Raw genomic sequence first — 23912 nt, forward strand, 5'->3', positions numbered from 1 at the left:
GGAGGGGGGCGCGCCGAGCGGGCCGCGCCCCAGATGGCCGTCGGCGAGCAGGGCGTCGTGGCCGCGCGCGGCGCCCGGAAGGTACGAGCGCAGCCCTCCGCCGCCGCGCAGCACCTGCATCGCCTGGTCGGCGGCGCGCAGCCGGGCGGCGACACTGGCGCGGCGCTCCGTCTGGTAGCTGTCGAGCAGTACTTCGGAGGCGCCGTGGTGCCAGGCCTGCGCCAGCTTCCAGGCCAGGTTGGAGACGTCCCGCAGCCCCTCGTCCAGGCCCTGGATGCCCACGGCGCCCAGCAGATGGGCGGCGTCCCCGGCGAGGAAGGCGCGGCGCACCCGCCAGCGCCGGGCGAGGCGGTGGTGCAGCGTGTACACGCCGGTGTCCAGGAGCTCGTACGGGGGAGTCGTGCCGCACCACCCGGCCAGCGTGTCGCGCAGCCGGCCCGTCAGTGCGTCCGGGGTGACGAGTTCGGCGCGGTCGGGCAGCAGCCAGTCGATGCGCCACGCCCCCTCGGGCAGCGGACGGGCCGTCACCTCCTCGCCGGCCGAGCGCCACGGCGGCATCCGGTGCAGCAAGGCCTCGCCGGGCCAGGGGAGTTCGGTGCGCAGGGCCACCACGGCCTGGCGCTCCACCGCCGTACGCCCGGCGAAACGGACGTCGAGGAGTTTGCGCACGGTGGAGCGCGCGCCGTCGCAGCCCACCAGATAGCTGCCGCGCAACCAGGTGGCGTCCGGGCCGGTGGTGTGGGCGGCGACGCCCTCGTCGTCCTGCTCCAGGGCGTCCAGACGGCCTCCGGGCGCCAGCCGGACGAGCCGGGAGACGGCCGCCGCGTCCCGCAGGGCGCGGGTGAGGACGTGCTGGGGCAGATGGACCGGCGAGGGGCCGCCGTCGAGGTCGTCGCCGAAGGAGACCTGGCGTTGCAGGGTGGCGCGCCGCATGCCCCGCCAGCCCGTCCAGCGGGCCCCCTCGTCGCGTACCGCGGCGCAGCCCAGCCGTTCCACGAAGGCGGCCGTGTCGGGCCGCAGGACGGCCGTACGGACCGGTCGGGGCTCCTCGCCGCCCGTCTGCTCGTCCAGGACGACGGAGGGAACCTGCTGGGCGGCGAGGGAGAGGGCGAGCGCGAGTCCGACCGGCCCGGCGCCGACGACGATCACCGGGTCCACGGCGTGGCTCCCTGGGCCCGGCGGGACGGCTGGCAGGTGGCGCTGAGGACCCGGTGCACGATCACAGAACGTATGCAACCCACTGCGGGTGCTTGCGTCAAGTGACGGAGGCAGTGGCGGGAGCGCCACTGCCTCACGCGCCGTCAGTTCTTCGTATCGTCACGCCGGTCGGTCGCCTTGCCGCCGGTTCCCACGACCGCGCCGACCGGATCGGCGGCGGCCAGCGGGGCGGCTGCCCCGGCGACGGTGATGCCGGTCTTCGCGCGCCGGCCGCGCCGCTCGATCCAGGTGGCGAGCCCCGAGAGCGCCAGACACATCGCCACGTAGATGGCGCCGATGACGACGATCGTCGACACGTACGGGTACTGGCCGTTGACCTGCGTGTTGCTCGCGATCAGACGGGCCGTCTGGAGCAGTTCGGGGTAGAGGATGATGAAGCCGAGCGAGGTGTCCTTCAGGGTCACCACCAGCTGGCTGATGATCGTCGGCAGCATCGCCCGGACCGCCTGCGGCATGAGCACGCTGGTCATGACCTGGGTCTTGCTCATGCCGAGGGCGTACGCCGCCTCGCGCTGGCCCCTGGGCACGGAGTTGACGCCCGCGCGCAGCACCTCGGCCTGGACGCAGCCGTTGTAGATCGACAGGCCGAGCGCCAGCGCCCACATCGAGTAGTCGGTGAGGAATCCGACCCAGACGGCGTAGATGGTGATCAGCAGCGGGATGGACCGGAACAGCTCGACGAAGCCGGTCGCGGCCCAGCGGACCGGCTTGTGGTCGGAGAGGCGGGCGACCGCCAGGAGGACGCCGAGGACCAGCGAGCCGACCGCCGCGAGGCCGAAGGCCTTCAAGGTGGCGACGACGCCGTCGGCGATGTTCTGCCGGATGCCCGAGTAGTTGAAGATGTCCCACATCTCGGGGGCGAGATGGCCCTTGTCCGACAGCCGCACGATGCTCAGGGCGAGCAGCGCGAGGATGGCGAGGGAGCCGAGGACGGCGTAGATCCGGTTGCGTACGACGGCCTTGGGGCCCGGGGCGTCGTAGAGAACGCTGGCGCTCATCGGGCGACCTCCATACGGCTCTCCAGCAGGCGGAAGACACCGCTGATGAAGAAGGTGACGACCAGGTAGCCCAGGGCGACCCAGACGAAGACGGGGACGATGTCGTAGCCCTGGTCGCTCATCAGCTTCTGCCAGCCGAAGAGCTCCGTGACGCTGAAGGCGCCGGCGATCGCCGAGTTCTTGGTGAGCGCGATGAAGATCGAGCTCAGCGGCGGGATGACGGTCCGGGTGGCCTGCGGCAGCACGATCAGGCGGAGGGTCTGCGTGAAGGACATCCCGATCGAGCGGGCGGCCTCGGCCTGGCCCAGCGGGACGGTGTTGATGCCGGACCTGATCGTCTCGCAGACGAAGGAGGCGGTGTAGAAACCCAGGGCGAGCGAGCCCAGCAGGAAGGGGCTCATCCCCGGGAAGAAGATCTCCGGGACGACGAAGAAGAAGACGAGGAACAGCAGGGTCAGCGGGGTGTTGCGCAGCAGCGTCACCCAGGCGGTGCCGAAGAAGCGCAGCGGCGGCACCGGCGAGACCCGGAATCCGGCCAGCAGCAGCCCGAGGACCAGGGCGATGACCGAACTGACGGCGGTGATCTCCACGGTTCCTATGAAGCCGTCACGGAATTCCGAGAAGTTGTCGAGCAGTACGTTCATGAGGTCTCCGCGTCGGCGGGCGGCTGGCGGGCAGGGCCGGGAGCGCCCTCCACGCGTGCGTGGAGGGCGGCTCTGCCGGCCGGGTCGGCGGCGGCGCGGTCAACCGCGCCGACTCGGTGCCACCCGGACGGGTGGCACCGGATCAGTAGCGCTGGACGGCCGGCGGGTCGACGTAGCCGGCGCCGGACAGGCCGAGCGTCGCCGCGTAGATCTTCTTGTAGGTGCCGTCCTTGACGTGCTTCTCGATCGCGTCGTTGACGAAGTCGCGCAGCGCCTTGTCGTCCTTGTTCATGCCGACGCCGTACGGCTCCTGGGTGAAGGGGTGGCCGGTCACCTTGAGCTTGCCGGAGTTGGCGGCGGCGTAGCCCTTGAGGATCGAGTCGTCGGTGGTGACCGCGTCGACCTGCTTGGTCAGCAGCTGCTGGACGCAGTCCGAGTACTTGGCGAGCTCGACGACCTTCGCGCCGTACTCCGGCTTCTTGATCTCCTGGAGCGGGGTGGAGCCGACGATCGAGCAGACCTTCTTGCCCTTGACCGTGGTCTTGTCGGTGATGGCCGTCTCGTCCTTGCGGACCAGGAGGTCGGCGCCGGCCTTGTAGTACGGGCCCGCGAAGCCGACCAGCTTCTTGCGCTTGTCGTTGATCGTGTAGGTGCCCACGTAGTAGTCGACCTGGCCCTTGGAGATCGCGGTCTCCCGGACGCCGGAGTCGACCGTCTTCCACTCGATCTGGTCCTTGCCGAAGCCCAGGTCGGCGGCGATCATCCGGGCGAGCTCGATGTCGAAGCCGGAGCGCTCGTTGGTCGACTGGTCCTGGAAGCCCAGGTACGGCTGGTCGGCCTTGGCACCGATGATCAGCTTGCCGCGCGCCTTGGCGGCCTTGAACGTCGGGGAGTCGAGGGCGACGTCCTTGGCGACGGTGTACGTGGGCAGCTGCGGGGCGCCGGACTGGCCGGGCTTGGCGGCCTGCTTGTCGCCCGCGGAACCCGACTTGCCGCCGCAGGCGGTCGCGGTCAGCGCGAGTACAGCGATCGCCGCGAGGGCGGCGGACTGGCGGAGCTTCATGTGAACATCCCTCGTATCGCTTGAATCACTCAGATGTGGGGGCCGTCGGCCCGTCGGGGGAGAGCGGCGCCGTGGCGGGCGCTCCGGGTCCTCGGCGGCCTCAGTGGTGAAGGATCTTGGACAGGAAGTCCTTGGCCCGGTCGCTGCGCGGGTTGCTGAAGAACTGGTCGGGCGTGGCCTCTTCGACGATCCTGCCGTCGGCCATGAAGACGACGCGGTTGGCCGCGGAGCGGGCGAAGCCCATCTCGTGGGTGACGACGACCATCGTCATGCCGTCGCGCGCCAGCTGCTGCATGACCTCCAGGACCTCGTTGATCATCTCGGGGTCTAGCGCGGAGGTGGGCTCGTCGAAGAGCATGACCTTCGGGTCCATCGCCAGCGCGCGCGCGATGGCCACACGCTGCTGCTGTCCGCCGGACAGCTGCGCCGGGTACTTGTCGGCCTGGGTGCCCACGCCGACCCGGTCGAGCAGGGCGCGGCCCTTCTCCTCGGCCTGCTTCTTCTCCGTCCCGCGGACCTTGGTCTGGCCCAGCATGACGTTCTCCAGCACGGTCTTGTGCGCGAAGAGGTTGAACGACTGGAAGACCATGCCGACGTCGGCGCGGAGCCGGGCCAGTTCGCGGCCCTCCTGCGGCAGCGGCTTCCCGTCGATCGTGATCGCTCCGGAGTCGATGGTCTCCAGGCGGTTGATGGTGCGGCACAGCGTGGACTTGCCGGACCCCGACGGTCCGATCACGACCACGACCTCGCCGCGCGCGATCGTCAGGTCGATGTCCTGGAGCACGTGCAGCGCGCCGAAGTGCTTGTTGACGCCGCTCAGCACGACCAGGTCGCCCGACGCGGGTGCCGCGTCCTCGGCGTCCTTGGCCACTGATACTCCGCTCATCGGCTTCCAGCTCCGCTCTTCCTCGGTTGGGGAGGAACGTAGTGCGCCGTTGCGACCAGCGTCATTACATCTGAGCGAGAATTGAGCATCACGATCCGGTAGCGGGGTGGCACTCTCCGTGAAGGGGGCGCACGGCGCAATACCGGCTCCGTAACGGATGCCGCGCTCCGGTGGGTGTCCCCTTGACGCACCCCCGTGGCATGGGCGTGGATGCGGGAGTACATGCCTGGCGACGACTACGGAGGGGGGACGATGAGACTGCTGCTCGTCGAGGACGACGACCATGTGGCCGCGGCCCTGTCCGCCGTGCTCGCCAGGCACGGCTTCGCCGTCGTGCACGCGCGCAACGGCGAGGAGGCGCTGCGGGCGCTGCTGCCCGACGACCGCGCCCCCAAGGAGCCCTTCGCCGTCGTCCTGCTCGACCTCGGTCTGCCCGACCAGGACGGCTACGAGGTCTGCGGCAAGATCCGCAAGCGCACCGCCACGCCGGTGATCATGGTCACCGCGCGCGCGGACGTACGCTCGCGCATCCACGGCCTCAACCTCGGCGCGGACGACTACGTGGTCAAGCCCTACGACACCGGCGAGCTGCTGGCGCGCATCCACGCCGTCAGCCGCCGCACCACCGCCGGCGAGGACAGCGGTGCGATCCCCGCGGTCGCCCTGCGGCTCGGCCCCGTGGAGATCGAACTGCCCACCCGGCGCGTCAGCGTCGACGGCGAGAGCGTCCAGCTCACCCGCAAGGAGTTCGACCTCCTCGCGCTCCTCGCCCAGCGGCCCGGAGTCGTCTTCCGGCGCGAGCAGATCATCAGCGAGGTGTGGCGCACCAGTTGGGAGGGCACGGGGCGCACCCTCGAAGTGCACGTCGCCTCGCTGCGCTCCAAGCTGCGGATGCCGGCCCTGATCGAGACCGTGCGCGGCGTCGGGTACCGGCTCGTCGCCCCGGCCGCGGCATAAGGCCCGACACCCCAGGTGCGTACGCGACTCCTGCCCCTGCTGATCTCCCTGCTCGCCCTCGTCCTGATGGCGCTGGGCTTCCCGCTCGCGATGAGCGTGGCCTCCGCCCAGCAGCAGAAGGTCGTCGTCGACCGGATCGACGACACCGCGCGCTTCGCCGCGCTCGCCCAGTTCGTCACCGTCGCCGACGACAAGGACACCAGCAGCAAGGAGCGCCTGGCCACCCTGGAGGAGGAACTCGACCGCTACCACGAGCTGTACGGGATCCGCGCGGGCGTCTTCTTCCGCAACGGCAGCGCCATGGCCAGCGCCCCCCGGGGCTGGGGCGTGCCGGACGACAGCAAGGGCGGCGACGCCTTCCAGGAGGCGCTGGCGGGCCGCCGCAGCCACGATCCGCCCCAGGTCTGGCCCTGGCAGCGCGGACGGCTCGTGGTGGCCTCCCCGGTGGTGCGCGAGGGCGATGTGATCGCCGTGGTGGTCACCGACTCGCCCACCGGGCACATGCGCTCGGCGGTGCTGCGCGGCTGGCTGCTGATCGCGGCCGGGGAGGTGGCCGCGATGCTGCTCGCGGTCGGCGCGGCCTTCCGGCTCACCGGCTGGGTGCTGCGGCCCGTACGCGTTCTGGACGCGGCCACCCACGACATCGCGACCGGGCGTATGAAGTCACGCGTCGCGGTCGCCGGCGGCCCCCCGGAACTCAGAAGGCTGGCCCGGTCGTTCAACGAGATGGCGGACAACGTTGAGGACGTGCTGGAGCAGCAGCGCGCCTTCGTCGCCGACGCCTCCCACCAGTTGCGCAACCCGCTCTCCGCCCTGCTGCTGCGCATCGAGCTCCTCGCCCTCGAACTGCCCGAGGGGAACGAGGAGATCGCCTCGGTGCGCGCCGAGGGCAAGCGCCTGGCCCAGGTGCTCGACGACCTGCTGGGCCTGGCGCTGGCCGAGCACGCCGAGGCGGACCTGCGGCTCACCGACATCGGCGCCCTGGCGGGCGAGCGGGTGGAGGCCTGGCGTCCGCTCGCCGAGGACAAGGGCGTGCGGCTCACCGAGCGGCGGGCCGCCGTCACCGCCTGGGCGGACCCGGTGGCGCTCTCCAGCGCCCTGGACGCCGTCATCGACAACGCGTTGAAGTTCACCCCTGAGGGTGAGGAGGTCACGGTCGCCGTCGCCGCCGACGGCGACCAATCGAAGATCACGGTGACCGACCGCGGCCCCGGCCTGACCGACGACGAGCTGAGCCGGATCGGGGACCGCTTCTGGCGCTCGGGCCGGCACCAGAACGTCAGGGGATCGGGCCTCGGCCTGTCCATCTCGCGGACCCTGCTGGCGGCGGGCGGCGGCACCATCACCTACGCGCACCACGCCCCCCACGGCCTGCGGGTGACACTCAGGGTGCCGCGCACCTCACCGACGGGCTGAGGAAGCGCGGCCCCGGCGCCCGGTTCCGTCCGGGCTCGGCCCCCGTCCGGGCCTGGACTCCGTCCGTCCGGGCCCGGCCCCGTTCAGGGCTTGGTCGACAGGTAGTAGCGCCGGGCGCCGTCGTGCAGCGGCAGCGGCTCCGTGTAGATCGCGGTGCGCAGGTCCACCAGCTGCGCCGCGTGCACCTCGCGCCCGATGGCGTCCCGGCTGCGGATCACCGTATGGGTGAACTCCTCGGTCAGGCCCCGGTCCGTGCGGTCCGTGGTGACCAGCAGGTTCGCCACCGCGATGGTCGGTACTGCGACACCTCGCTGCGCCTGCGGATACGCGTCGGCCGGCATGGTCGCCGCCCGGTAGAAGCCGGTCAGACCGTCCGCCGCGTGCAGCGCGGTGACCAGGTCGCCCAGCGGTACCAGGCGGATCTGGTCCTGCTCGGACAGCCGCAGCACCGCGGTGGTGGGCAGGCCGCCCGACCAGAAGAACGCGTCGATCTTCCCCGTCCGCAGCAGCTCCGGCATGGTGTCGATGCCCGCCGAAACCGGGGTGATGTCATGCGCCGGATCCAGCTTGGCGGCGGTCATGAGCCGCTCCGCGAGCAGCCGCACGCCCGACCCCGGCTGTCCTATGCCGACGCGCTTGGAGCGCAGGTCGGCCGTGCTGCGCACCGGGGAGTCGCGGGGCACCACGAGCTGGACGTAGTCGTCGTAGAGACGGGCGCAGCCGCGCAGCCGGTCGGCCCCGGTGGAGCCGTCGCGGAGGTACTTGGCCACCGCGTCGGCGGTGGCGATGGTGAAGTCCGCCTCGCCGGTGGCCACCCGCCTGAGGTTCTGCTGCGAGCCCTCGCTGGTCTGGAGCCGGACGTCCACCTCGGGCAGGTCGTCGGCGAGCGCCCGCTCCAGCAGTTCGCCGTACCGCTGGTACACCCCGGTCCGTACACCGGTACTGAACGTGATCGTCCCCGAGGGCCGCGAGGCCCCCAGCGACAGCAGCCACCACAGCAGCAGCCCGAACGCGACCAGGGCCGCGACCGCCCCCTGGAGGGCACGGCGGCGGCTGACGCGGGGAAGGGCCTGGAGCATGGCGCGATCCTGCCAGCTCACTCCCCGTGATGGCCAGGCCCGGGGTCGGGGAAGGCGGACCGGCCTGTCGGTGCGACCTCGTACCCTGGTGTACGAGATGAGCGAGGTAGAGGGTTTGAAAACCTACGAGGTGCGCACCTACGGGTGCCAGATGAACGTGCACGACTCCGAGCGGCTGTCCGGCCTCCTGGAGGGCGCGGGGTACGTACGCGCGCCCCAGGGCAGCGACGGTGACGCGGACGTCGTCGTCTTCAACACCTGCGCGGTGCGCGAGAACGCCGACAACAAGCTGTACGGCAATCTCGGCCGGCTCGCCCCGATGAAGACGAAGCGGCCCGGGATGCAGATCGCCGTCGGCGGCTGTCTGGCCCAGAAGGACCGCGACACCATCGTCGAGCGGGCGCCCTGGGTGGACGTCGTGTTCGGCACGCACAACATCGGCAAGCTGCCGGTCCTCCTCGAGCGCGCCCGCGTCCAGGAAGAGGCGCAGGTCGAGATCGCCGAGTCGCTGGAGGCGTTCCCCTCGACGCTGCCCACCCGGCGCGAGTCCGCCTACGCCGCCTGGGTCTCCATCTCCGTGGGCTGCAACAACACCTGCACCTTCTGCATCGTCCCCGCGCTGCGCGGCAAGGAAAAGGACCGCCGTCCCGGCGACATCCTTGCCGAGGTCGAGGCGCTGGTCGCCGAGGGCGTATCCGAGATCACCCTGCTCGGCCAGAACGTCAACGCGTACGGCTCGGACATCGGCGACCGCGAGGCCTTCTCCAAGCTGCTGCGCGCCTGCGGGAAGATCGAGGGCCTGGAGCGGGTCCGCTTCACCTCGCCGCACCCGCGCGACTTCACGGACGACGTGATCGCCGCCATGGCCGAGACGCCGAACGTGATGCCGCAGCTGCACATGCCGCTCCAGTCCGGCTCGGACACCGTCCTGAAGGCGATGCGCCGCTCGTACCGCCAGGAGCGCTTCCTCGGGATCATCGAGAAGGTCCGCGCCGCGATCCCGCACGCGGCCATCTCCACCGACATCATCGTGGGCTTCCCCGGCGAGACCGAGGAGGACTTCGAGCAGACCATGCACGCGGTCCGCGAGGCCCGCTTCGCGAACGCCTTCACCTTCCAGTACTCCAAGCGCCCCGGCACCCCCGCGGCGACCATGGAGGGGCAGATCCCCAAGGAGGTCGTCCAGGCGCGCTACGAGCGTCTGGTGGCCCTCCAGGAGGAGATCTCCTGGGAGGAGAACAAGAAGCAGGTCGGCCGCACCCTTGAGGTCATGGTCGCCGAGGGCGAGGGCCGCAAGGACGGCAGCACCCACCGCCTCTCCGGCCGCGCCCCCGACAACCGACTGGTGCACTTCACCAAGCCGGAGCAGGACGTCCGCCCCGGTGACGTGGTGACTGTCGGGATCACCTACGCGGCCCCGCACCACCTGCTGGCGGAAGGCCCCACCACGGCCGTGCGCCGCACCCGGGCCGGTGACGCCTGGGAGAGGCGCACCGCGGCTCCGGCCCAGCCCGCCGGGGTGATGCTCGGGCTGCCGAAGATCGGCGTTCCCGAGCCGCTGCCGGCCGCGACGGGCGGATGCGGCGCCGTCTGACGCGCGTCCACGCGCGCGTGGGGGCGCCGTCGTCTCCGGTGTCCACGCGCGCGTAGGGGCGCCGTCGTCCCCGGCCCCGCCCGCCACCCGCGCGTGGCCGGTTCGCGGCGCCCGTGCGGCGCCGTGGCCGGGCGCACCCACTACGCTGCGGATCATGCTCGTAGCCGCCGCCGTCTGCCCCTGTCCGCCGCTGCTGGTGCCCGCGGTCGCCTCCGGTGCCGCGCCGGAACTCGACGCCGCGCGGGACGCCTGCGCCGACGCCGTGGGCCTGCTGGCCGCCTCCCGGCCCGACCTGCTCGTCGTGGTCGGCCCCGCCGAGCAGGCGGCCCGCGGCCCGCACCCCCAGGGCGCGCCCGGCTCCTTCGCGCCCTTCGGCGTGGACCTTCGTGTGACGCTCGGCCCGGCGCCCGCCGAGCCGGACGGCAACGCGCGCGAACTGCCGCCCTCGCTCGCCGTCGGAGCGTGGCTGCTGGAACGCTCCGGCTGGTCCGACGCCCCTGTGGAGGGCCTCGGGGTCGGGGAGCCGCTGGAGGCCGCGCGCTGCGCCGATGTGGGCCGGGGCCTGCCCGCCCGCGCCGACCGGGTCGCCCTCCTGGTGATGGGCGACGGCAGCGCCTGCCGCACCCTCAAGGCCCCCGGCTACCTCGACGAGCGCGCCGCCGCCTTCGACGAGGGGGTGGCGAGCGCGCTGGGCACCGCCGACACGCGCGCGTTGCTGGAGCTGGACGCGGAACTCGCGTACGAGCTGAAGGCGGCGGGCCGGGCGCCCTGGCAGGTGCTGGCGGGCGCGGCCGAGGGTGCGGGCCTGGAGGGCCGGCTGCTGTACGAGGACGCCCCGTACGGGGTGGGGTACTTCGTGGCCGTCTGGTCCTGAGAGCACGGCGCGGACGCCCGCGGGAGGGCGCGCGCACCCATGGGGCGCACACGGGGACGGCCGCGGAGCCCAAGTGCTCCGCGGCCGTCCCCGAGATGATCAGGCCGGCGGTGGCGGGACGCCGCCGTCGGCCCGGCGCGCCAGGTTATTTCCGGGCGCTCTCGCCCGCCTCGTTGTCCGCCGCCTCCTCCGCCGACTGCTGCTTGGGGATCTCCATGCCCTCGGCGGCGGCCGGTTCGGCGGGCTCCGCGGCCTCGGCCTCCGCGGCGGCCTCGGGCTCCTCCGCGGAAGCGGTGGCCTGCGGCCCGGCCTCGACGGCCTCCTCGGCGGCGGCCGTCGGGGTGGCGGACGCGGCCTCCTCGGTCGACGCCTCTACCGCCTTACGGCGAAACCTCGAAAAAACGCCCATATCAACTCCATAGCGTACGTGTGTGGGCGAAATCCCACCCCATCCGGAGCGCCTCATTGCGGCGGCCGGGGGCACCGGTTCGGCAAACCGGCGGTCGGAACCTCGCAACAGGCAACGAACCCGGATGCGCTCCGTCACGTAGCTCGTTCGGGGACGACTGCCGAGGTTTGCGAGACTGGGACCGTGAGAACTGCAGCTCCCGCACCGCGGGTCATCGCCGTCGTCGGTCCGACAGCGGCCGGAAAGTCCGATCTGGGTGTCTTCCTGGCCCAGCAGCTCGGCGGCGAGGTCGTCAACGCCGACTCGATGCAGCTCTACCGGGGGATGGACATCGGCACCGCCAAGCTGACGCCCCAGGAGCGCGGCGGCGTCCCCCACCACCTGCTGGACATCTGGGACGTGACCGAGCCCGCCAGCGTCGCCGAGTACCAGAAGCTCGCCCGCGCCGAGATCGACCGGCTGCTCGCCGAGGGCCGCACCCCCGTCCTCGTCGGCGGGTCCGGCCTCTATGTGCGCGGCGCGATCGACGTGCTCGACTTCCCCGGCACGGACCCCGAGGTACGCGCGCGTCTCGAGGGCGAGCTGGAGCAGGACGGGCCGGGCGCGCTGCACCGGCGTCTGGCCGCGGCCGACCCCGAGGCGGCGCGCGCGATCCTGCCCAGCAACGGCCGCAGGATCGTGCGGGCCCTGGAGGTCATCGAGATCACCGGCAAGCCGTTCACGGCCAACCTGCCGGGCCACGACTCCGTGTACGACACCGTGCAGATCGGCGTCGACGTCGGCCGCCCCGAACTCGACGAGCGGATCACCGTCCGGGTCGACCGTATGTGGGAGGCGGGCCTGGTGGACGAGGTGCGCGCACTGGAGGCCCAGGGGCTGCGGGAGGGGCGCACCGCCTCGCGCGCGCTGGGCTACCAGCAGGTGCTCACGGCGCTCGCGGGGGAGTGCGGTGAAGAGGAGGCGCGCGCCGAGACGGTCCGCGCCACCAAGCGCTTCGCGCGCCGGCAGGACTCCTGGTTCCGCCGTGACCCGCGCGTGCACTGGCTCAGCGGCGCCGCCGAGCACCGCGGGGAACTCCCGGGGCAGGCGCTGGCGTTGGTCGAACGAGCGGTCACAGCCTGATCACGTGATGGCATCGGGACGCACCGCCGGTCATTGAGGCACCCGCGCGCGTGCCATCATCGACCTCGATCGACCAGTGGAGTCCGAGTTGGGAGGGCGCGTGGCGATGGAGGCCGGCCCTCGCGACAGAGAGCACGGAACGCGGGACGAGCCCGCGCGACCGGGTCCTTCGGAAGTGACGGCAGTGTCGGAAGGGCCGGACGTGAGCGACGCCGGACGGGAGCCCGCCCTCGGCGACGCCCCGGAGCCGAGCCCCGCGGAGCTGAGCGTCGGCGCCCTGGGCCCGACCGTCCCCGGAGCCGTCGGGCTCACCCCCGACGGACCGCAGGACGACGGCATGCTCGCCGAGGGCGGCGAGGTCGAGGTCGAGATCCGCCCGCAGCGCAGGCTGCGGATCTGGCAGCTCGCACCGATCGTGATGCTCGCGGCCGTCGGCTCGCTGATGTTCGCCTTCCCGCTCGCCTTCGAGTTCGGCGACGGCGGCCCGGTCGTGGCGATGCTCGGACTCCTCATCAGCTGCTGCGCCGCCGGCTGGGGCATGATGGCCGCCCGCCGGGTCGGCTACACCTGGCCGGGGCTGCCCGCGCGCGGCTCCGGCGAGCGCCCCGACTGGCGCGTCATCGGGCTGTACGTGGCGGGTCTGGCCGTGGTGGTGGCGCTGGCCGTCGGGCGCGTCGCCCGGCTGCGCTGAGCGCCGGCGTCCCCGCTCCCGGCCTTCTCGCCCCGGCGCCCCGGACCGCTGTCCGTGGGCACCCGTACGATTGACCGCGTGAACACCACCTCGCCGCTCACCTTCCTCAAGGGCCACGGGACCGAGAACGACTTCGTGATCCTTCCGGACCCGGACAACGCAGTCGACCTGCCCGCCGTCACCGTCGCGCGCCTGTGCGACCGCCGGGCCGGCATCGGCGGCGACGGGCTGCTCCACGTCGTGCGCAGCGCCGCCCACCCCGAGGCGAAGGCCATGGCCGGCGAGGCCGAGTGGTTCATGGACTACCGCAACGCGGACGGCTCGATCGCCGAGATGTGCGGCAACGGCGTGCGGGTCTTCGCCGGGTACCTCCGGCGTGCCGGGCTCGTCGAGGAGGGCGACCTGGCCATCGCCACCCGGGGCGGGGTCAAGAAGGCCCGCATCGCCAAGGGCGGCGACATCACGGTCTCCATGGGCCGCGCACGGCTGCCGCAGGAGAGCGTCACCGTGGCGGTCGACGGCCGCAGCTGGCCCGCCCGCAACGTCAACATGGGCAACCCGCACGCGGTCGCCTTCGTCGAGGACCTGGCCCACGCGGGCGAGCTGCGCTCGGTTCCGCCGTACAGCCCGGAGGCCGTCTACCCGGAGGGTGTGAACATCGAGTTCGTCGTCGACCGGGGCCCGGGCCATGTGGCGATGCGGGTGTACGAGCGCGGCTCCGGCGAGACCCGCTCGTGCGGCACGGGCGCGTGCGCCGTGGCCGTGGCGGCGGCGCGCAGGGACGGTGTCGACCCGGCCGTCACCGGCGCCCCCGTGACGTACCGGGTGGACCTCCCGGGCGGGACCCTGGTCATCACGGAGTTCCCCGACGGCGGGATCGAGATGACCGGCCCCGCCGTCATCGTCGCCGAGGGCGTGATCGACCCGGCGCTCCTCACGGCGGTTGAAACGGCCGTGGCCTGAACCTTCGCTCGAATGGGTGATCCGGTTCACGCTGGGCGAGAGCCGGACTGCGCCACGTGGTGGGGTCGGTAGCATCAAGCACCGGCCCGGAGGGCACGCCTGCCTTTCCACCGCCGGTCGATGCCGCCGGAGGTGCCCCCATGAGTGCAGAGGCCACGAATCCTGACGCGCAGAGCCGCCGACGCGGCCTCCCCAGGATCGACCTCCGCAGGCTGGGCCGGGCCGCCGTGCTGGGCCCCACATCCCGCGACCGGCTGCCCGACGCCATCGGGCACGTCGCCGAGGCGCACCGGGCCCACCACCCCGACGCCGACCTGGCGGTGCTCCGGCGCGCGTACGTGCTGGCGGAAACGTCCCATCGCGGCCAGTTCCGCAAGAGCGGCGAGCCCTACATCACGCATCCGCTGGCCGTCACCCTGATCCTCGCCGAACTCGGCGCCGAGACCACCACGTTGACCGCCTCGCTGCTCCACGACACCGTCGAGGACACCGAGGTGACGCTCGATCAGGTGCGGGCGGAGTTCGGCGAGGAGGTCAGCTATCTGGTCGACGGCGTCACCAAACTGGAGAAGGTCGACTACGGGGCGGCGGCCGAACCCGAGACGTTCCGCAAGATGCTCGTCGCCACCGGCAACGACGTACGCGTCATGTCGATCAAACTCGCGGACCGGCTGCACAACATGCGCACCCTGGGCGTGATGCGCCCGGAGAAGCAGGCCAGGATCGCGAAAGTCACCCGTGACGTGCTGATCCCGCTGGCCGAACGGCTGGGCGTACAGGCCCTCAAGACCGAACTGGAGGACCTGGTCTTCGCCATCCTCCACCCCGAGGAGTACGAGCACACCCGGGCGCTGATCGCGGCCCACTCGGGCACCGAGGACCCGCTGACCACCATTGCGGACGGGGTGCGGGCCGTCCTGCGCGAGGCGGGCATCAGCGCCGAAGTCATGATCAGGCCACGGCACTTCGTCTCCGTCCACCGTGTCCACCTCAAACGCGGGGAGCTGCGCGGCACCGACCTCGGCCGGCTGCTCGTCCTGGTCTCCGAGGACGCCGACTGCTACGCGGTCCTCGGCGAGCTGCACACCTGCTTCACACCGGTGATCTCCGAGTTCAAGGACTTCATCGCCGCCCCCAAGTTCAACCTGTACCAGTCGCTGCACACGGCGGTGGCGAGCACCGACGGCGCGGTCGCCGAGGTCCTCATCCGCACCCACCAGATGCACAAGGTGGCCGAGGCCGGCGTCGTCGCGCTGGGCAACCCGTACGCCGGGGGCGGGCCCGGTGACGGCGCCGACCCGGCGGCCGACGAACGCGAGGACCCCACCCGCCCCGGCTGGCTCTCCCGCCTCCTGGACTGGCAGCAGAACGCGCCGGACCCCGACACCTTCTGGTCCTCCCTGCGCGAGGAGCTCGCACAGGACCGCGAGATCACCGTCTTCGGCGCCGACGGCCGCACCCTCCCCCTGCCGGCCGGGGCGAGCTGTGTGGACGCCGCCTACGCCCAGTACGGCGAGGACGCCCACGGCTGCATCGGCGCGCGCGTCAACGGCCGTCTGGCGACGCTCAGTACCGTCCTGAGCGACGGCGACACCGTGCAGCTGCTGCTCGCCCAGGACGCCGCCTCCGGGCCCTCTCCGGACTGGCTCGACCACGCCAGGACCCCGGCGGCGCGGATCGCCATCACGGGCTGGCTCGCCGCCCATCCCGAAGGGGTCAAGGTCCCGGCCGCGGCGCCCCGCCCGCAGGTCTCCGTCACCACCGACCGGCGCAGCGCCGCCAACGCCGTCACCGATCTGCCGGGCGCGACGGTACGGCTCGCGGGGTGCTGTACGCCGGTGCCGCCGGACGCGGTCACCGGCTTCGCGGTGCGCGGGGGCGCCGTGACCGTGCACCGCGAGGAGTGCCCGGCGGTTGCCCGGATGACGGCGCTGGGGCGGGCCAGGGTCGGGGTGCGCTGGGGCGACAGCGCCGCCTGCCGGGTCACGCTGGTCGCCGAGGCCTTCGGCCGGCCCCGGCTGCTCGCCGACCTCACCGAGGCCATCGCCACCGCGGGCGTCGCGATCGTCTCCGCCACCGTCGAACCCCCCAGCGAGCAGCGGGTGCGGCACACCTACACCCTCCAGTTGTCCGACGCCGCCGAACTGCCCGGTCTCATGCGCGTGMTGCGCGATGTGCCCGGGGTGTACGACGTGAGCCGCGCGCAGCACCCGGCCGCGGCGGGCTGAAGCGACGGGCCGACGCTCGTTCGGGTGGAGGTGGTGCGCGTCGGCCCCGCCCTCGCGCGGCGGACTGGTAGCGGTAGGGCATGCTGCTCTCCTCACGCCGTGTGCGTGCCGCTCTGCTGGCCACCGCAGCCGCCTGTGTCCTGGCCGCCGCCCCGCCGCCGCCCGCCCCGGCCGGAATCGGCGACCCGCTCTTCCCGGGCCTGGGCAACCCGGGGTACGACGTCCTCGCGTACGACATCGGATTCACCTATCAGGGCGACAACAGCAAGCCCCTGGAGGCCGTGACCACCATCGACGCGCGCGTCACGGGGTGGCTGGAGCACATCAACCTCGACTTCGCGCGCGGCACCGTCCACGGCGTCGAGGTCAACGGCCAGGAGGCCGGGTTCGCGAGCGCCGACGAGGACCTGGTGATCACCCCGCCCCGCCCGGTGTACCCGGGAGAGGAGCTGCGGATCACCGTCCGGCACACCAGCGACCCGGGCGCGGGCCAGGACGGCGGCTGGGTGCGCACCACCGACGGCCTCGTCATGGCCAACCAGGCCGACGCCGCCCACCGTGTCTTCCCGTGCAACGACCACCCCTCCGACAAGGCGATGTTCACCTTCCGGGTGGACGCCCCCGCGGAGTACACGGTCGTCGCCAACGGGCTGGAGACCGGCCGGACGCGGGCGGGGGCCCGGACCGTCTCCACGTACCGCACCGAACACCCGATGGCGACCGAGCTCGCCCAGGTGTCCATCGGGCGCTCGGCGGTGGTGCGCCAGGAGGGGCCGCACGGGCTGCCCCTGCGCGATGTCGTCCCGGCCGCCGACCGGCAGCGGCTGGCGCGCTGGCTGAGGAAGACCCCCGCCGAGATCACCTGGATGGAGAAGCAGGTCGGGCCGTACCCCTTCGAGACGTACGGCGTCCTCATCGCCGGCGCCGACACCGGGTTCGAGCTGGAGACCCAGACCCTGTCGCTCTTCGAGCGCTCGCTGTTCGTACGCCCCGGGTTCCCGGAGTGGTACGTGGACTCGGTGATGGTCCACGAGCTGGCGCACCACTGGTTCGGCGACAGCGTCTCCCCGCGCGCGTGGTCCGACGTCTGGCTCAACGAGGGGCACGCCACCTGGTACGAGGCGCGGTACGCCGAGGAGTACGGCAAGCGGTCCATGGAGACGCGGATGCGCGAGGCCTACCGCCGGTCCGACAGCTGGCGCGCCGCGGGCGGACCGCCCGCCGCCCCCAAGCCGCCGGCCCCGGGGCAGAAGATCAGCCTCTTCCGGCCGGTGGTCTACGACGGGAGCGCGCTGGTGCTGTACGCGCTGCGGCAGGAGATCGGGGTGGCGAGCTTCGGCGAGCTGGAGCGACGCTGGGTGAGCGAGCACCGGGACGGCACGGCCGGCACCGCCGACTTCGTCGACCTCGCGTCCCAGGTCGCCGGCCGCGATCTCGCGCCGTTCCTCCGGGACTGGCTGTACGGGGCGAAGACGCCGCCCATGCCCGGCCACCCGGACTGGCAGGCCGCCGCACCGGCCGCGGGACGCGTGCCCGTACCCCGGCCCTAGGGCGAGACCCCCCGCCGGCCCCGGAAAACCCGCGTGACGGCCCAGGTGGCCCCGTGGGACCATCGGCGGGTCGGTATCGCTGCCGGGGCCGGATTCCGTTCGGGAATCTTTCGGGTCCGCTACGCGTTGTGACCGGCATAAGCGCAACTCCAACGACGTAAGGATCCAATGACCTCCTCTTCATCCCCTTCCCAGGACGAGCAGAGCTTCGCGGAGAAGAACCGCACCGAGAGCCTTCGGGCCGATGCCCTGATGGAAGAGGACGTCGCCTGGAGCCACGAGATCGACGGCGAGCGGGACGGCGAGCAGCTCGACCGCTCCGAGCGCGCCGCCCTGCGGCGCGTGGCGGGCCTCTCCACCGAGCTGGAAGACGTCACCGAGGTCGAGTACCGCCAGCTGCGCCTGGAGCGCGTCGTGCTGGTCGGCGTCTGGACCACGGGGACGCTCAAGGACGCGGAGAACTCGCTGGCGGAGCTCGCGGCCCTCGCCGAGACGGCGGGCGCCATGGTGCTCGACGGCGTCTACCAGCGTCGTGACAAGCCCGACCCGGCCACCTACATCGGCTCCGGCAAGGCACAGGAGCTGCGGGACATCGTCCTGGAGTCCGGCGCCGACACCGTGGTCTGCGACGGTGAGCTCAGCCCCGGCCAGCTGATCCATCTGGAAGACGTCGTCAAGGTGAAGGTGGTCGACCGGACCGCCCTGATCCTCGACATCTTCGCCCAGCACGCCAAGTCCCGTGAGGGCAAGGCGCAGGTCTCGCTGGCCCAGATGCAGTACATGCTGCCCAGGCTGCGCGGCTGGGGCCAGTCGCTGTCCCGTCAGATGGGTGGTGGCGGCTCCGGTTCGTCCGGCGGCGGCATGGCCACCCGTGGTCCCGGTGAGACCAAGATCGAGACGGACCGGCGCCGCATTCGCGAGAAGATGGCGAAGATGCGCCGGGAGATCGCGGAAATGAAGACCGGCCGCGAGCTCAAGCGCCAGGAGCGCCGTCGCAACAAGGTCCCCTCGGTCGCGATCGCGGGATACACCAACGCCGGCAAGTCCTCGCTGCTCAACCGCCTCACGGGCGCGGGCGTGCTGGTGGAGAACTCGCTGTTCGCCACCCTCGACCCGACCGTGCGCCGGGCCGAGACGCCCAGCGGCCGGCTCTACACCCTGGCCGACACCGTCGGGTTCGTCCGGCACCTGCCGCACCACCTGGTCGAGGCGTTCCGCTCCACCATGGAGGAGGTCGGCGACTCCGACCTGATCCTGCACGTGGTGGACGGCTCGCATCCGGCTCCGGAGGAGCAGCTGGCCGCCGTGCGCGAGGTCATCCGCGACGTGGGCGCGCTCGACGTGCCCGAGATCGTGGTGATCAACAAGGCGGACGCGGCCGACCCGCTGGTCCTCCAGCGCCTGCTGCGGATCGAGAAGCACTCCATCGCGGTCTCCGCGCGTACGGGCATGGGCATCGAGCAGTTGCTCGGCATCATCGACGCCGAACTGCCGCGCCCCGAGGTCGAGATCGAGGCCCTCGTGCCGTACACGCAGGGACAGCTGATCTCACGGGCGCACGCCGAGGGCGAGGTGATCTCCGAGGAGCACACCCCGGAGGGCACGCTGCTCAAGGCGCGGGTGCACGAGGTGCTGGCGGCGGAGCTCGCTCCGTACGTCCCGGCCAAGCACTGACCGCGCGCGCGGGCCGGGCACCGACCGGCGCGCACGGACGAACCAAGGCCCGCCCCCTCCGTACGAGGGGGCGGGCCTTGGTGTCTTCAGCTGTCAGGCGTCAGCGGTCGGTCCTACCGGCCGCCGTACTTCTGGCTCATCTGCGTGAAGATCTGCTGGGCGCCGGGGCCCAGCTGCGGTCCGGCCAGCCAGCCCGAGGTGACCGGGCCGATCGAGGTGTTGGAGACCAGCTCCGCCTTGCCGCTGCTGCCGGTGATGAACCAGCCGCCGCCCGAGGAGCCGCCGGTCATGGTGCAGCCGATGCGGTACATCGCGGGCGTACCGGGGGCGATCGAGAGCCGGCCGGGGCGGTCGACGCACTTGAACATCTGCAGGCCGTCGTACGGCGGCGCCGCCGGGTAGCCCCAGGCGCCCATCGCGGAGACGGAGTGCGCGGCGGGCGTCGAGAAGTTGACGGTCAGCGCGTTGCCGACGGTCTCCTCCAGCGACTTGGTGCCGCGCTCCGGCTTCACATGCAGCACGGCGTAGTCGTACGGGGCGCCGGTGCCGCCGGTGGGACCGCCGCCGTTGATCCACTCGCCGGAGGTGGAGGCCCAGTCGGCCCAGTAGGCGCCGTAGGGGGCGATCTCCCGCGACTCGGCGGTGCGCAGCTGCGCGGCCGACTTGCCCTGGTCGTTGTAGGCCGGGACGAAGGCGATGTTGCGGTACCAGCCGCCCTGGGCGCCCGAGTGGACGCAGTGGCCGGCGGTCCAGACGAGGTTGGACCTGCCGGGGTGGGCGGGGTCCTTCACGACGGTGCCCGAGCACACCATGGAGCCCTTGGGGGAGTCGAAGAAGACCTTGCCGACCGGGGCGGCGTAGTTGTGGTACGGCAGGCTCTCGGCCTTGGCCTTGACCGGCCGGGGCTCCGGGTCGCTGATGCCGGGGTCGCCGTTGACGTCACCGGCGGCCATGGTCTTCTGCGGGTCCTTGGCGGACTTCATCCGCTCGGGCTTCCACAGTCCGGCGATGACCGGGTTGGCGAAGTCCTTGGCCTCACGGAGCCACGTGGACTTGTCCCAGTTCTTCCACTCGCCGTTCTTCCACTTGTCGAGGTCGACGCCGTGCTTCTTGAGGGCGCCCGCGACATCGTCGGGAAGGCCCTGGCCGTCCTTGCCCGGGGCGGTGCTCGACGCGGACGGCTTGCTGTCCGCGCCGTCGTCGCCGGGGCCGCACGCGGTGGCCGTCAGCGCGAGTGCCGCCGCGAGGCCCGTGGAGGCCAGCAGCGGACGTATCGATCGCATGGAAACGATTCCCCCTGAGATTGCTCGTACGTTGTTCTGCCGCGCACGCCCGGCGGCACGCCGGATCAGCGTGCCGCCATGGGCATGTCATATGGAGGAACGGGGTCTTCCGGAACCGCCGTTCCGCAGCCCCCCACTATGCCCGTAGCACGTGGGGGACTCGCACACAGGTCCGGGAGCTCTCGTGGAGAGCTCCCGGACCCGGAGAGCCTAGCGGCCCGCGTACTTGGTGCTGACCGAGTCGTACACGCCCTTGGCCTCGGGGCCCAGCCGCGGACCCGCCAGCCAGCCGGCCGTCACCGGGCCGATGGAGGTGTTGGAGACCAGCGCGGGCTTGCCGTCGGCGCCCGCCGCGATCCAGCCGCCGCCGGAGGAGCCGCCGGTCATGGTGCAGCCCAGGCGGTACATCGTCGGGGAGCCGGCGTCGAGCGAGAGCCGGCCCGGCCTGTCCTTGCACTGGTACAGCTTCTGGCCGTCGTACGGCGGGGCGGCCGGGTAGCCGTTCGCCGTCATGCTCGCGATCTTCGGCACGGCCGGGGCGTTGAAGTCCACCGGCAGGGCCGCGCCGACGGTCTCCTCCAGGGACTTGCCGCCCTTGCCCTTCTCCGGGGTGACGTGCAGCACCGCGAAGTCGTACGGCGCGCCCTGGCCGCCGGTCGGGCCGCCGCCCTTGATCCACTGCTGCGAGGTCTGCGCCCAGTCCGCCCAGAACACGCCGTACGGCGCTATCTGCTGCCGGGTCGCCTTGCGCAACTGCGCGAGCGGCATATCGGCGTTGTTGTACGAGGGGACGAACGCGATGTTGCGGTACCAGCCGCCCTTGGCGCCCGCGTGGACGCAGTGGCCCGCCGTCCAGACCATGTTGGACTTGCCGGGGTGCGCCGGGTCCTTCACGACGGTCGCGGAGCAGACCATCGAGCCCTCGGGACCGTCGAAGAAGAGCTTGCCGAGCTCCGGCAGGCTCTCGTGGTACGGCGCCTGCTGGGCGCGCGCCCTGACCGGCTTGGGGGTCGGGTCCGTCACGCCCTTGTCGCCCGAGATGTCGTTGGGGACGGGCTTCTGCGGGGGCTTCTCGGCCTTGCGCATCCGGTCCGGGTCCCACAGGTCCTGGATGATCGGGTTGACGAAGTCCCTGGCCTCACGGAGCCACTTGGACTTGTCCCAGTTCTTCCACTCGCCGTTCTTCCACTTGTCCGGGTCGATGCCGTGCTTCTTGAGCCGGTCCTTGATGTCGTCCGGGATCTGGAGGCCGTCGTCGCCGCTCGTCGCCGAAGCGGTCGGCTTGCCGTCGGCCTTGTCGTCGCCGCCCGGACCGCACGCGGTGGCGGTCAGGGCGAGAGCGGCCGTGAGGCCGAGCGCGGCCAGCACCGGGGAGGTGCGGCGGTGTGCGCCCCTCCCACCACGTGCCGCGGAATTCGGACGTGTCGGTCGCATGTTCTTGATCCCCCTGGGACTTCGGTACTGAGACTGCTGATGCGCGGTGCAGCGACCTCCGCTCCACCGCCTGTTGCCACGGGAGCGGACCGCCGGCCCGCTGAAGGCCTTCGGTCCACCCCGCCCCGGCCGGAAAGCACCGGCCGAAGCGCGGCCCCCACTATGCCGGTGCCGGTGGGGACGGCGTGCGGCAGGGCCGCGGTTCCGTTTCGCAAGGATCTTCGCGGTTGCCCGTGATCCCCGGCCCCCGGCGTCGTTGGTACGTACGGGGGACACCGCGCCAGCCTTCAGCCCCGCCGTTCGCACCGGGCAACGGACGTGCCACGGAACCGTCACAGGCTCCCGGCACGGCTGGCACGCACAGCGCAGCGCCCACCGTGGGAGGACCAGAACTCGTGGCCGTGACCGAATCCGCGCCGGTACCCCCGGCCGAGCTTCCGACCACACCGCAGCGGACCCCGCCCGCCCACGAGGGGATCCTGCGGCGGCAGTCCCTGCGGGAGTCGGCCGCGCGGACGTACGCCCGCTCGCTGCCGATCGTGCCCGTGCGTGCCCGGGGGCTGACCATCGAGGGGGCCGACGGGCGGCGCTACCTCGACTGCCTCGCGGGCGCGGGCACCCTGGCCCTCGGCCACAACCACCCGGTCGTGCTCGAAGCCGTCCGCAAGGTCCTCGACTCCGGTGCCCCGCTGCACGCGCTCGACCTGGCCACCCCCATCAAGGACGCCTTCACCACCGAGCTGTTCACCAGCCTGCCGGGCGCGCTGGCCGACCGCGCGCGGATCCAGTTCTGCAGCCCGGCCGGCACCGACGCGGTCGAGGCCGCGCTGAAGCTGGTCCGCACCGCGACCGGCCGCGGCGGACTGCTCGCCTTCACCGGGGCGTACCACGGCATGACGGCCGGCGCCCTCGACGCCTCGGGCGGCGCCTCCACCGCCCGGGCCACCCGGCTGCCCTACCCGCTCGACTACCGCTGTCCGTACGGCGTGGGCGGCGAGCGCGGCGCCGAACTCGCCGCCCGCTGGACCGAGAGCCTGCTCGACGACCCCAAGGGCGGGGTGCCCGCCCCGGCCGCGATGATCGTCGAGCCGGTGCAGGGGGAGGGCGGCGTGAACCCGGCGCCCGACTCCTGGATGCGCCGGATGAGGGAGATCACCGCCGCCCGCTCCATCCCGCTCATCGCCGACGAGGTGCAGACCGGCGTCGGGCGCACCGGCGCCTTCTGGGCCGTCGAGCACAGCGGGATCGTCCCCGATGTGATGGTCCTGTCCAAGGCCATCGGCGGCTCCCTGCCGCTCGCCGTGATCGTCTACCGCGACGACCTCGACGTCTGGGAGCCCGGCGCCCACGCGGGCACCTTCCGCGGCAACCAGCTCGCCATGGCCGCGGGCACCGCGACCCTCGCCTACGTCCGGGAGAACCGGCTCGCCGAACGCGCGGCCCTGCTCGGCGCCCGGATGCTCGCCCGGCTCCAGGGGCTGGCCGCCGACCACCGCAGCATCGGTGACGTCCGCGGCCGGGGCCTGATGATCGGTGTGGAGCTGGTCGACCCCGAGCAGGAGGACCCCCGCACCGGCACCGCGGCCCCCGCGCCCGAGCTGGCCACCGCCGTCCGGCGGGAGTGCCTGCGCCGCGGCCTCATCGTCGAACTCGGCGGCCGGCACTCCAGTGTCGTCCGCCTGCTGCCTCCGCTCACCCTCACCGACGAACAGGCGGTCGCCGTCCTGGACCGGCTGGCCGACGCCCTCGCCGCCGCGGAGCGCGCGGCCCGCCACCGCACCGACACCGGGCCGTCCCGCTGACCCGGTCCCCCACCCAAGGAAGCCCAC

The 23912-nt window shown here is 72.4% G+C and carries 21 protein-coding genes; 11 read left to right on the top strand and 10 right to left on the bottom strand.

The window, feature by feature from the left end:
• The 5 genes from ACJA3G_RS06590 to ACJA3G_RS06610 all read right to left on the bottom strand — a co-directional run.
• On the bottom strand, positions 1 to 1158 hold a 1158-nt coding region (locus ACJA3G_RS06590; protein ID WP_406551917.1), incomplete at its 3' end, for an FAD-dependent oxidoreductase.
• A 143-nt stretch (positions 1159 to 1301) separates the two neighbouring features.
• Positions 1302 to 2216: an amino acid ABC transporter permease gene (locus tag ACJA3G_RS06595; protein WP_406551918.1), complete on the bottom strand. Its 915-nt coding sequence runs from the start codon at positions 2214 to 2216 to the stop codon at positions 1302 to 1304.
• Positions 2213 to 2860: an amino acid ABC transporter permease gene (locus ACJA3G_RS06600; protein ID WP_406551919.1), complete on the bottom strand. Its 648-nt coding sequence runs from the start codon at positions 2858 to 2860 to the stop codon at positions 2213 to 2215. Before ACJA3G_RS06600 ends, ACJA3G_RS06595 begins: the two co-directional genes overlap by 4 nt.
• 142 nt (positions 2861 to 3002) lie before the next feature.
• On the bottom strand, positions 3003 to 3923 hold the full coding sequence (locus tag ACJA3G_RS06605; protein WP_406551920.1) for a glutamate ABC transporter substrate-binding protein: 921 nt from the start codon (positions 3921 to 3923) through the stop codon (positions 3003 to 3005).
• A 100-nt stretch (positions 3924 to 4023) separates the two neighbouring features.
• Positions 4024 to 4809, bottom strand: a complete 786-nt coding sequence (locus ACJA3G_RS06610) for an amino acid ABC transporter ATP-binding protein (protein WP_406551921.1) — start codon at positions 4807 to 4809, stop codon at positions 4024 to 4026.
• A 252-nt stretch (positions 4810 to 5061) separates the two neighbouring features.
• Between ACJA3G_RS06610 and ACJA3G_RS06615 the strand changes: the two genes are divergently transcribed.
• Together ACJA3G_RS06615 and ACJA3G_RS06620 are read left to right on the top strand one after the other, a co-directional pair.
• The gene (locus ACJA3G_RS06615; RefSeq protein ID WP_406551922.1) at positions 5062 to 5766 is read left to right on the top strand and encodes a response regulator transcription factor; all 705 of its coding nucleotides are present in this window, start codon (positions 5062 to 5064) and stop codon (positions 5764 to 5766) included.
• A 15-nt stretch (positions 5767 to 5781) separates the two neighbouring features.
• A complete protein-coding gene (locus ACJA3G_RS06620; RefSeq protein ID WP_406551923.1) occupies positions 5782 to 7182 on the top strand; it encodes a sensor histidine kinase in 1401 nt (466 codons plus the stop codon).
• An 83-nt stretch (positions 7183 to 7265) separates the two neighbouring features.
• Here ACJA3G_RS06620 and ACJA3G_RS06625 read toward each other — a convergent pair whose 3' ends face one another.
• Positions 7266 to 8261, bottom strand: a complete 996-nt coding sequence (locus tag ACJA3G_RS06625; RefSeq protein ID WP_406551924.1) for a TAXI family TRAP transporter solute-binding subunit — start codon at positions 8259 to 8261, stop codon at positions 7266 to 7268.
• A 97-nt stretch (positions 8262 to 8358) separates the two neighbouring features.
• Between ACJA3G_RS06625 and miaB the strand changes: the two genes are divergently transcribed.
• Positions 8359 to 9855, top strand: a complete 1497-nt coding sequence (gene miaB / locus ACJA3G_RS06630) for a tRNA (N6-isopentenyl adenosine(37)-C2)-methylthiotransferase MiaB (protein WP_406551925.1) — start codon at positions 8359 to 8361, stop codon at positions 9853 to 9855.
• Between the two features lie 154 nt (positions 9856 to 10009).
• On the top strand, positions 10010 to 10729 hold the full coding sequence (locus tag ACJA3G_RS06635) for a class III extradiol dioxygenase subunit B-like domain-containing protein (RefSeq protein WP_406551926.1): 720 nt from the start codon (positions 10010 to 10012) through the stop codon (positions 10727 to 10729).
• Positions 10730 to 10874: 145 nt separating this feature from the next.
• Here the strand turns inward: ACJA3G_RS06635 and ACJA3G_RS06640 are convergent, their stop codons facing one another.
• Both ACJA3G_RS06640 and ACJA3G_RS06645 read right to left on the bottom strand, forming a co-directional pair.
• Complete coding sequence (locus ACJA3G_RS06640; RefSeq protein WP_406551927.1) at positions 10875 to 11138, bottom strand: hypothetical protein; 264 nt, start codon at positions 11136 to 11138, stop codon at positions 10875 to 10877.
• A 134-nt stretch (positions 11139 to 11272) separates the two neighbouring features.
• A complete protein-coding gene (locus ACJA3G_RS06645) occupies positions 11273 to 11353 on the bottom strand; it encodes a hypothetical protein (RefSeq protein WP_406551936.1) in 81 nt (26 codons plus the stop codon).
• Here ACJA3G_RS06645 and miaA point away from each other — a divergent pair.
• The 6 genes from miaA to hflX all read left to right on the top strand — a co-directional run bounded on the left by miaA (position 11322) and on the right by hflX (position 19366).
• Positions 11322 to 12260 (top strand): tRNA (adenosine(37)-N6)-dimethylallyltransferase MiaA, encoded by a 939-nt coding sequence (gene miaA / locus ACJA3G_RS06650; RefSeq protein WP_406551928.1) that lies wholly within the window; start codon positions 11322 to 11324, stop codon positions 12258 to 12260. The genes ACJA3G_RS06645 and miaA overlap by 32 nt on opposite strands.
• Positions 12261 to 12366: 106 nt before the next feature.
• The gene (locus tag ACJA3G_RS06655; RefSeq protein WP_406551937.1) at positions 12367 to 12951 is read left to right on the top strand and encodes a hypothetical protein; all 585 of its coding nucleotides are present in this window, start codon (positions 12367 to 12369) and stop codon (positions 12949 to 12951) included.
• A gap of 78 nt (positions 12952 to 13029) precedes the next feature.
• Positions 13030 to 13914, top strand: a complete 885-nt coding sequence (dapF, locus tag ACJA3G_RS06660; RefSeq protein ID WP_406551929.1) for a diaminopimelate epimerase — start codon at positions 13030 to 13032, stop codon at positions 13912 to 13914.
• A 140-nt stretch (positions 13915 to 14054) separates the two neighbouring features.
• On the top strand, positions 14055 to 16142 hold the full coding sequence (locus ACJA3G_RS06665; protein WP_406551930.1) for a RelA/SpoT family protein: 2088 nt from the start codon (positions 14055 to 14057) through the stop codon (positions 16140 to 16142).
• 80 nt (positions 16143 to 16222) lie between these two features.
• On the top strand, positions 16223 to 17692 hold the full coding sequence (locus ACJA3G_RS06670) for a M1 family metallopeptidase (protein ID WP_406551931.1): 1470 nt from the start codon (positions 16223 to 16225) through the stop codon (positions 17690 to 17692).
• 168 nt (positions 17693 to 17860) lie between these two features.
• Positions 17861 to 19366, top strand: coding sequence for a GTPase HflX (hflX, locus tag ACJA3G_RS06675; protein ID WP_406551932.1), 1506 nt, complete (start codon positions 17861 to 17863; stop codon positions 19364 to 19366).
• A gap of 113 nt (positions 19367 to 19479) precedes the next feature.
• On the opposite strand, the gene ACJA3G_RS06680 is transcribed toward hflX, so the two are convergent.
• A complete protein-coding gene (locus ACJA3G_RS06680) occupies positions 19480 to 20649 on the bottom strand; it encodes a trypsin-like serine peptidase (protein ID WP_406551933.1) in 1170 nt (389 codons plus the stop codon).
• Positions 20650 to 20859: 210 nt separating this feature from the next.
• On the bottom strand, positions 20860 to 22083 hold the full coding sequence (locus tag ACJA3G_RS06685) for a trypsin-like serine peptidase (protein WP_406551934.1): 1224 nt from the start codon (positions 22081 to 22083) through the stop codon (positions 20860 to 20862).
• 395 nt (positions 22084 to 22478) lie between these two features.
• Between ACJA3G_RS06685 and ACJA3G_RS06690 the strand changes: the two genes are divergently transcribed.
• Entirely contained in the window at positions 22479 to 23885 is a 1407-nt protein-coding gene (locus tag ACJA3G_RS06690; protein WP_406551935.1) for a diaminobutyrate--2-oxoglutarate transaminase family protein, read from the top strand.
• Positions 23886 to 23912: the final 27 nt, after the last annotated feature.

The sequence above is a fragment of the Streptomyces sp. YS-3 genome, from assembly GCF_045257485.1.
Lineage (GTDB): Bacteria > Actinomycetota > Actinomycetes > Streptomycetales > Streptomycetaceae > Streptomyces.

Excerpts from the sequence above, each read along its gene's own strand:
- ACJA3G_RS06595 (WP_406551918.1), bottom strand. The coding sequence starts at position 2,216 with ATGAGCGCCAGCGTTCTCTACGACGCCCCGGGCCCCAAGGCCGTCGTA.
- ACJA3G_RS06635 (WP_406551926.1), top strand. The coding sequence starts at position 10,010 with ATGCTCGTAGCCGCCGCCGTCTGCCCCTGTCCGCCGCTGCTGGTGCCC.
- ACJA3G_RS06600 (WP_406551919.1), bottom strand. The coding sequence starts at position 2,860 with ATGAACGTACTGCTCGACAACTTCTCGGAATTCCGTGACGGCTTCATA.
- ACJA3G_RS06610 (WP_406551921.1), bottom strand. The coding sequence starts at position 4,809 with ATGAGCGGAGTATCAGTGGCCAAGGACGCCGAGGACGCGGCACCCGCG.
- ACJA3G_RS06655 (WP_406551937.1), top strand. The coding sequence starts at position 12,367 with ATGGAGGCCGGCCCTCGCGACAGAGAGCACGGAACGCGGGACGAGCCC.
- ACJA3G_RS06670 (WP_406551931.1), top strand. The coding sequence starts at position 16,223 with ATGCTGCTCTCCTCACGCCGTGTGCGTGCCGCTCTGCTGGCCACCGCA.
- ACJA3G_RS06685 (WP_406551934.1), bottom strand. The coding sequence starts at position 22,083 with ATGCGACCGACACGTCCGAATTCCGCGGCACGTGGTGGGAGGGGCGCA.
- hflX (WP_406551932.1), top strand. The coding sequence starts at position 17,861 with ATGACCTCCTCTTCATCCCCTTCCCAGGACGAGCAGAGCTTCGCGGAG.
- miaB (WP_406551925.1), top strand. The coding sequence starts at position 8,359 with ATGAGCGAGGTAGAGGGTTTGAAAACCTACGAGGTGCGCACCTACGGG.
- ACJA3G_RS06615 (WP_406551922.1), top strand. The coding sequence starts at position 5,062 with ATGAGACTGCTGCTCGTCGAGGACGACGACCATGTGGCCGCGGCCCTG.
- ACJA3G_RS06645 (WP_406551936.1), bottom strand. The coding sequence starts at position 11,353 with ATGACCCGCGGTGCGGGAGCTGCAGTTCTCACGGTCCCAGTCTCGCAA.
- ACJA3G_RS06625 (WP_406551924.1), bottom strand. The coding sequence starts at position 8,261 with ATGCTCCAGGCCCTTCCCCGCGTCAGCCGCCGCCGTGCCCTCCAGGGG.
- ACJA3G_RS06640 (WP_406551927.1), bottom strand. The coding sequence starts at position 11,138 with ATGGGCGTTTTTTCGAGGTTTCGCCGTAAGGCGGTAGAGGCGTCGACC.
- ACJA3G_RS06680 (WP_406551933.1), bottom strand. The coding sequence starts at position 20,649 with ATGCGATCGATACGTCCGCTGCTGGCCTCCACGGGCCTCGCGGCGGCA.
- ACJA3G_RS06605 (WP_406551920.1), bottom strand. The coding sequence starts at position 3,923 with ATGAAGCTCCGCCAGTCCGCCGCCCTCGCGGCGATCGCTGTACTCGCG.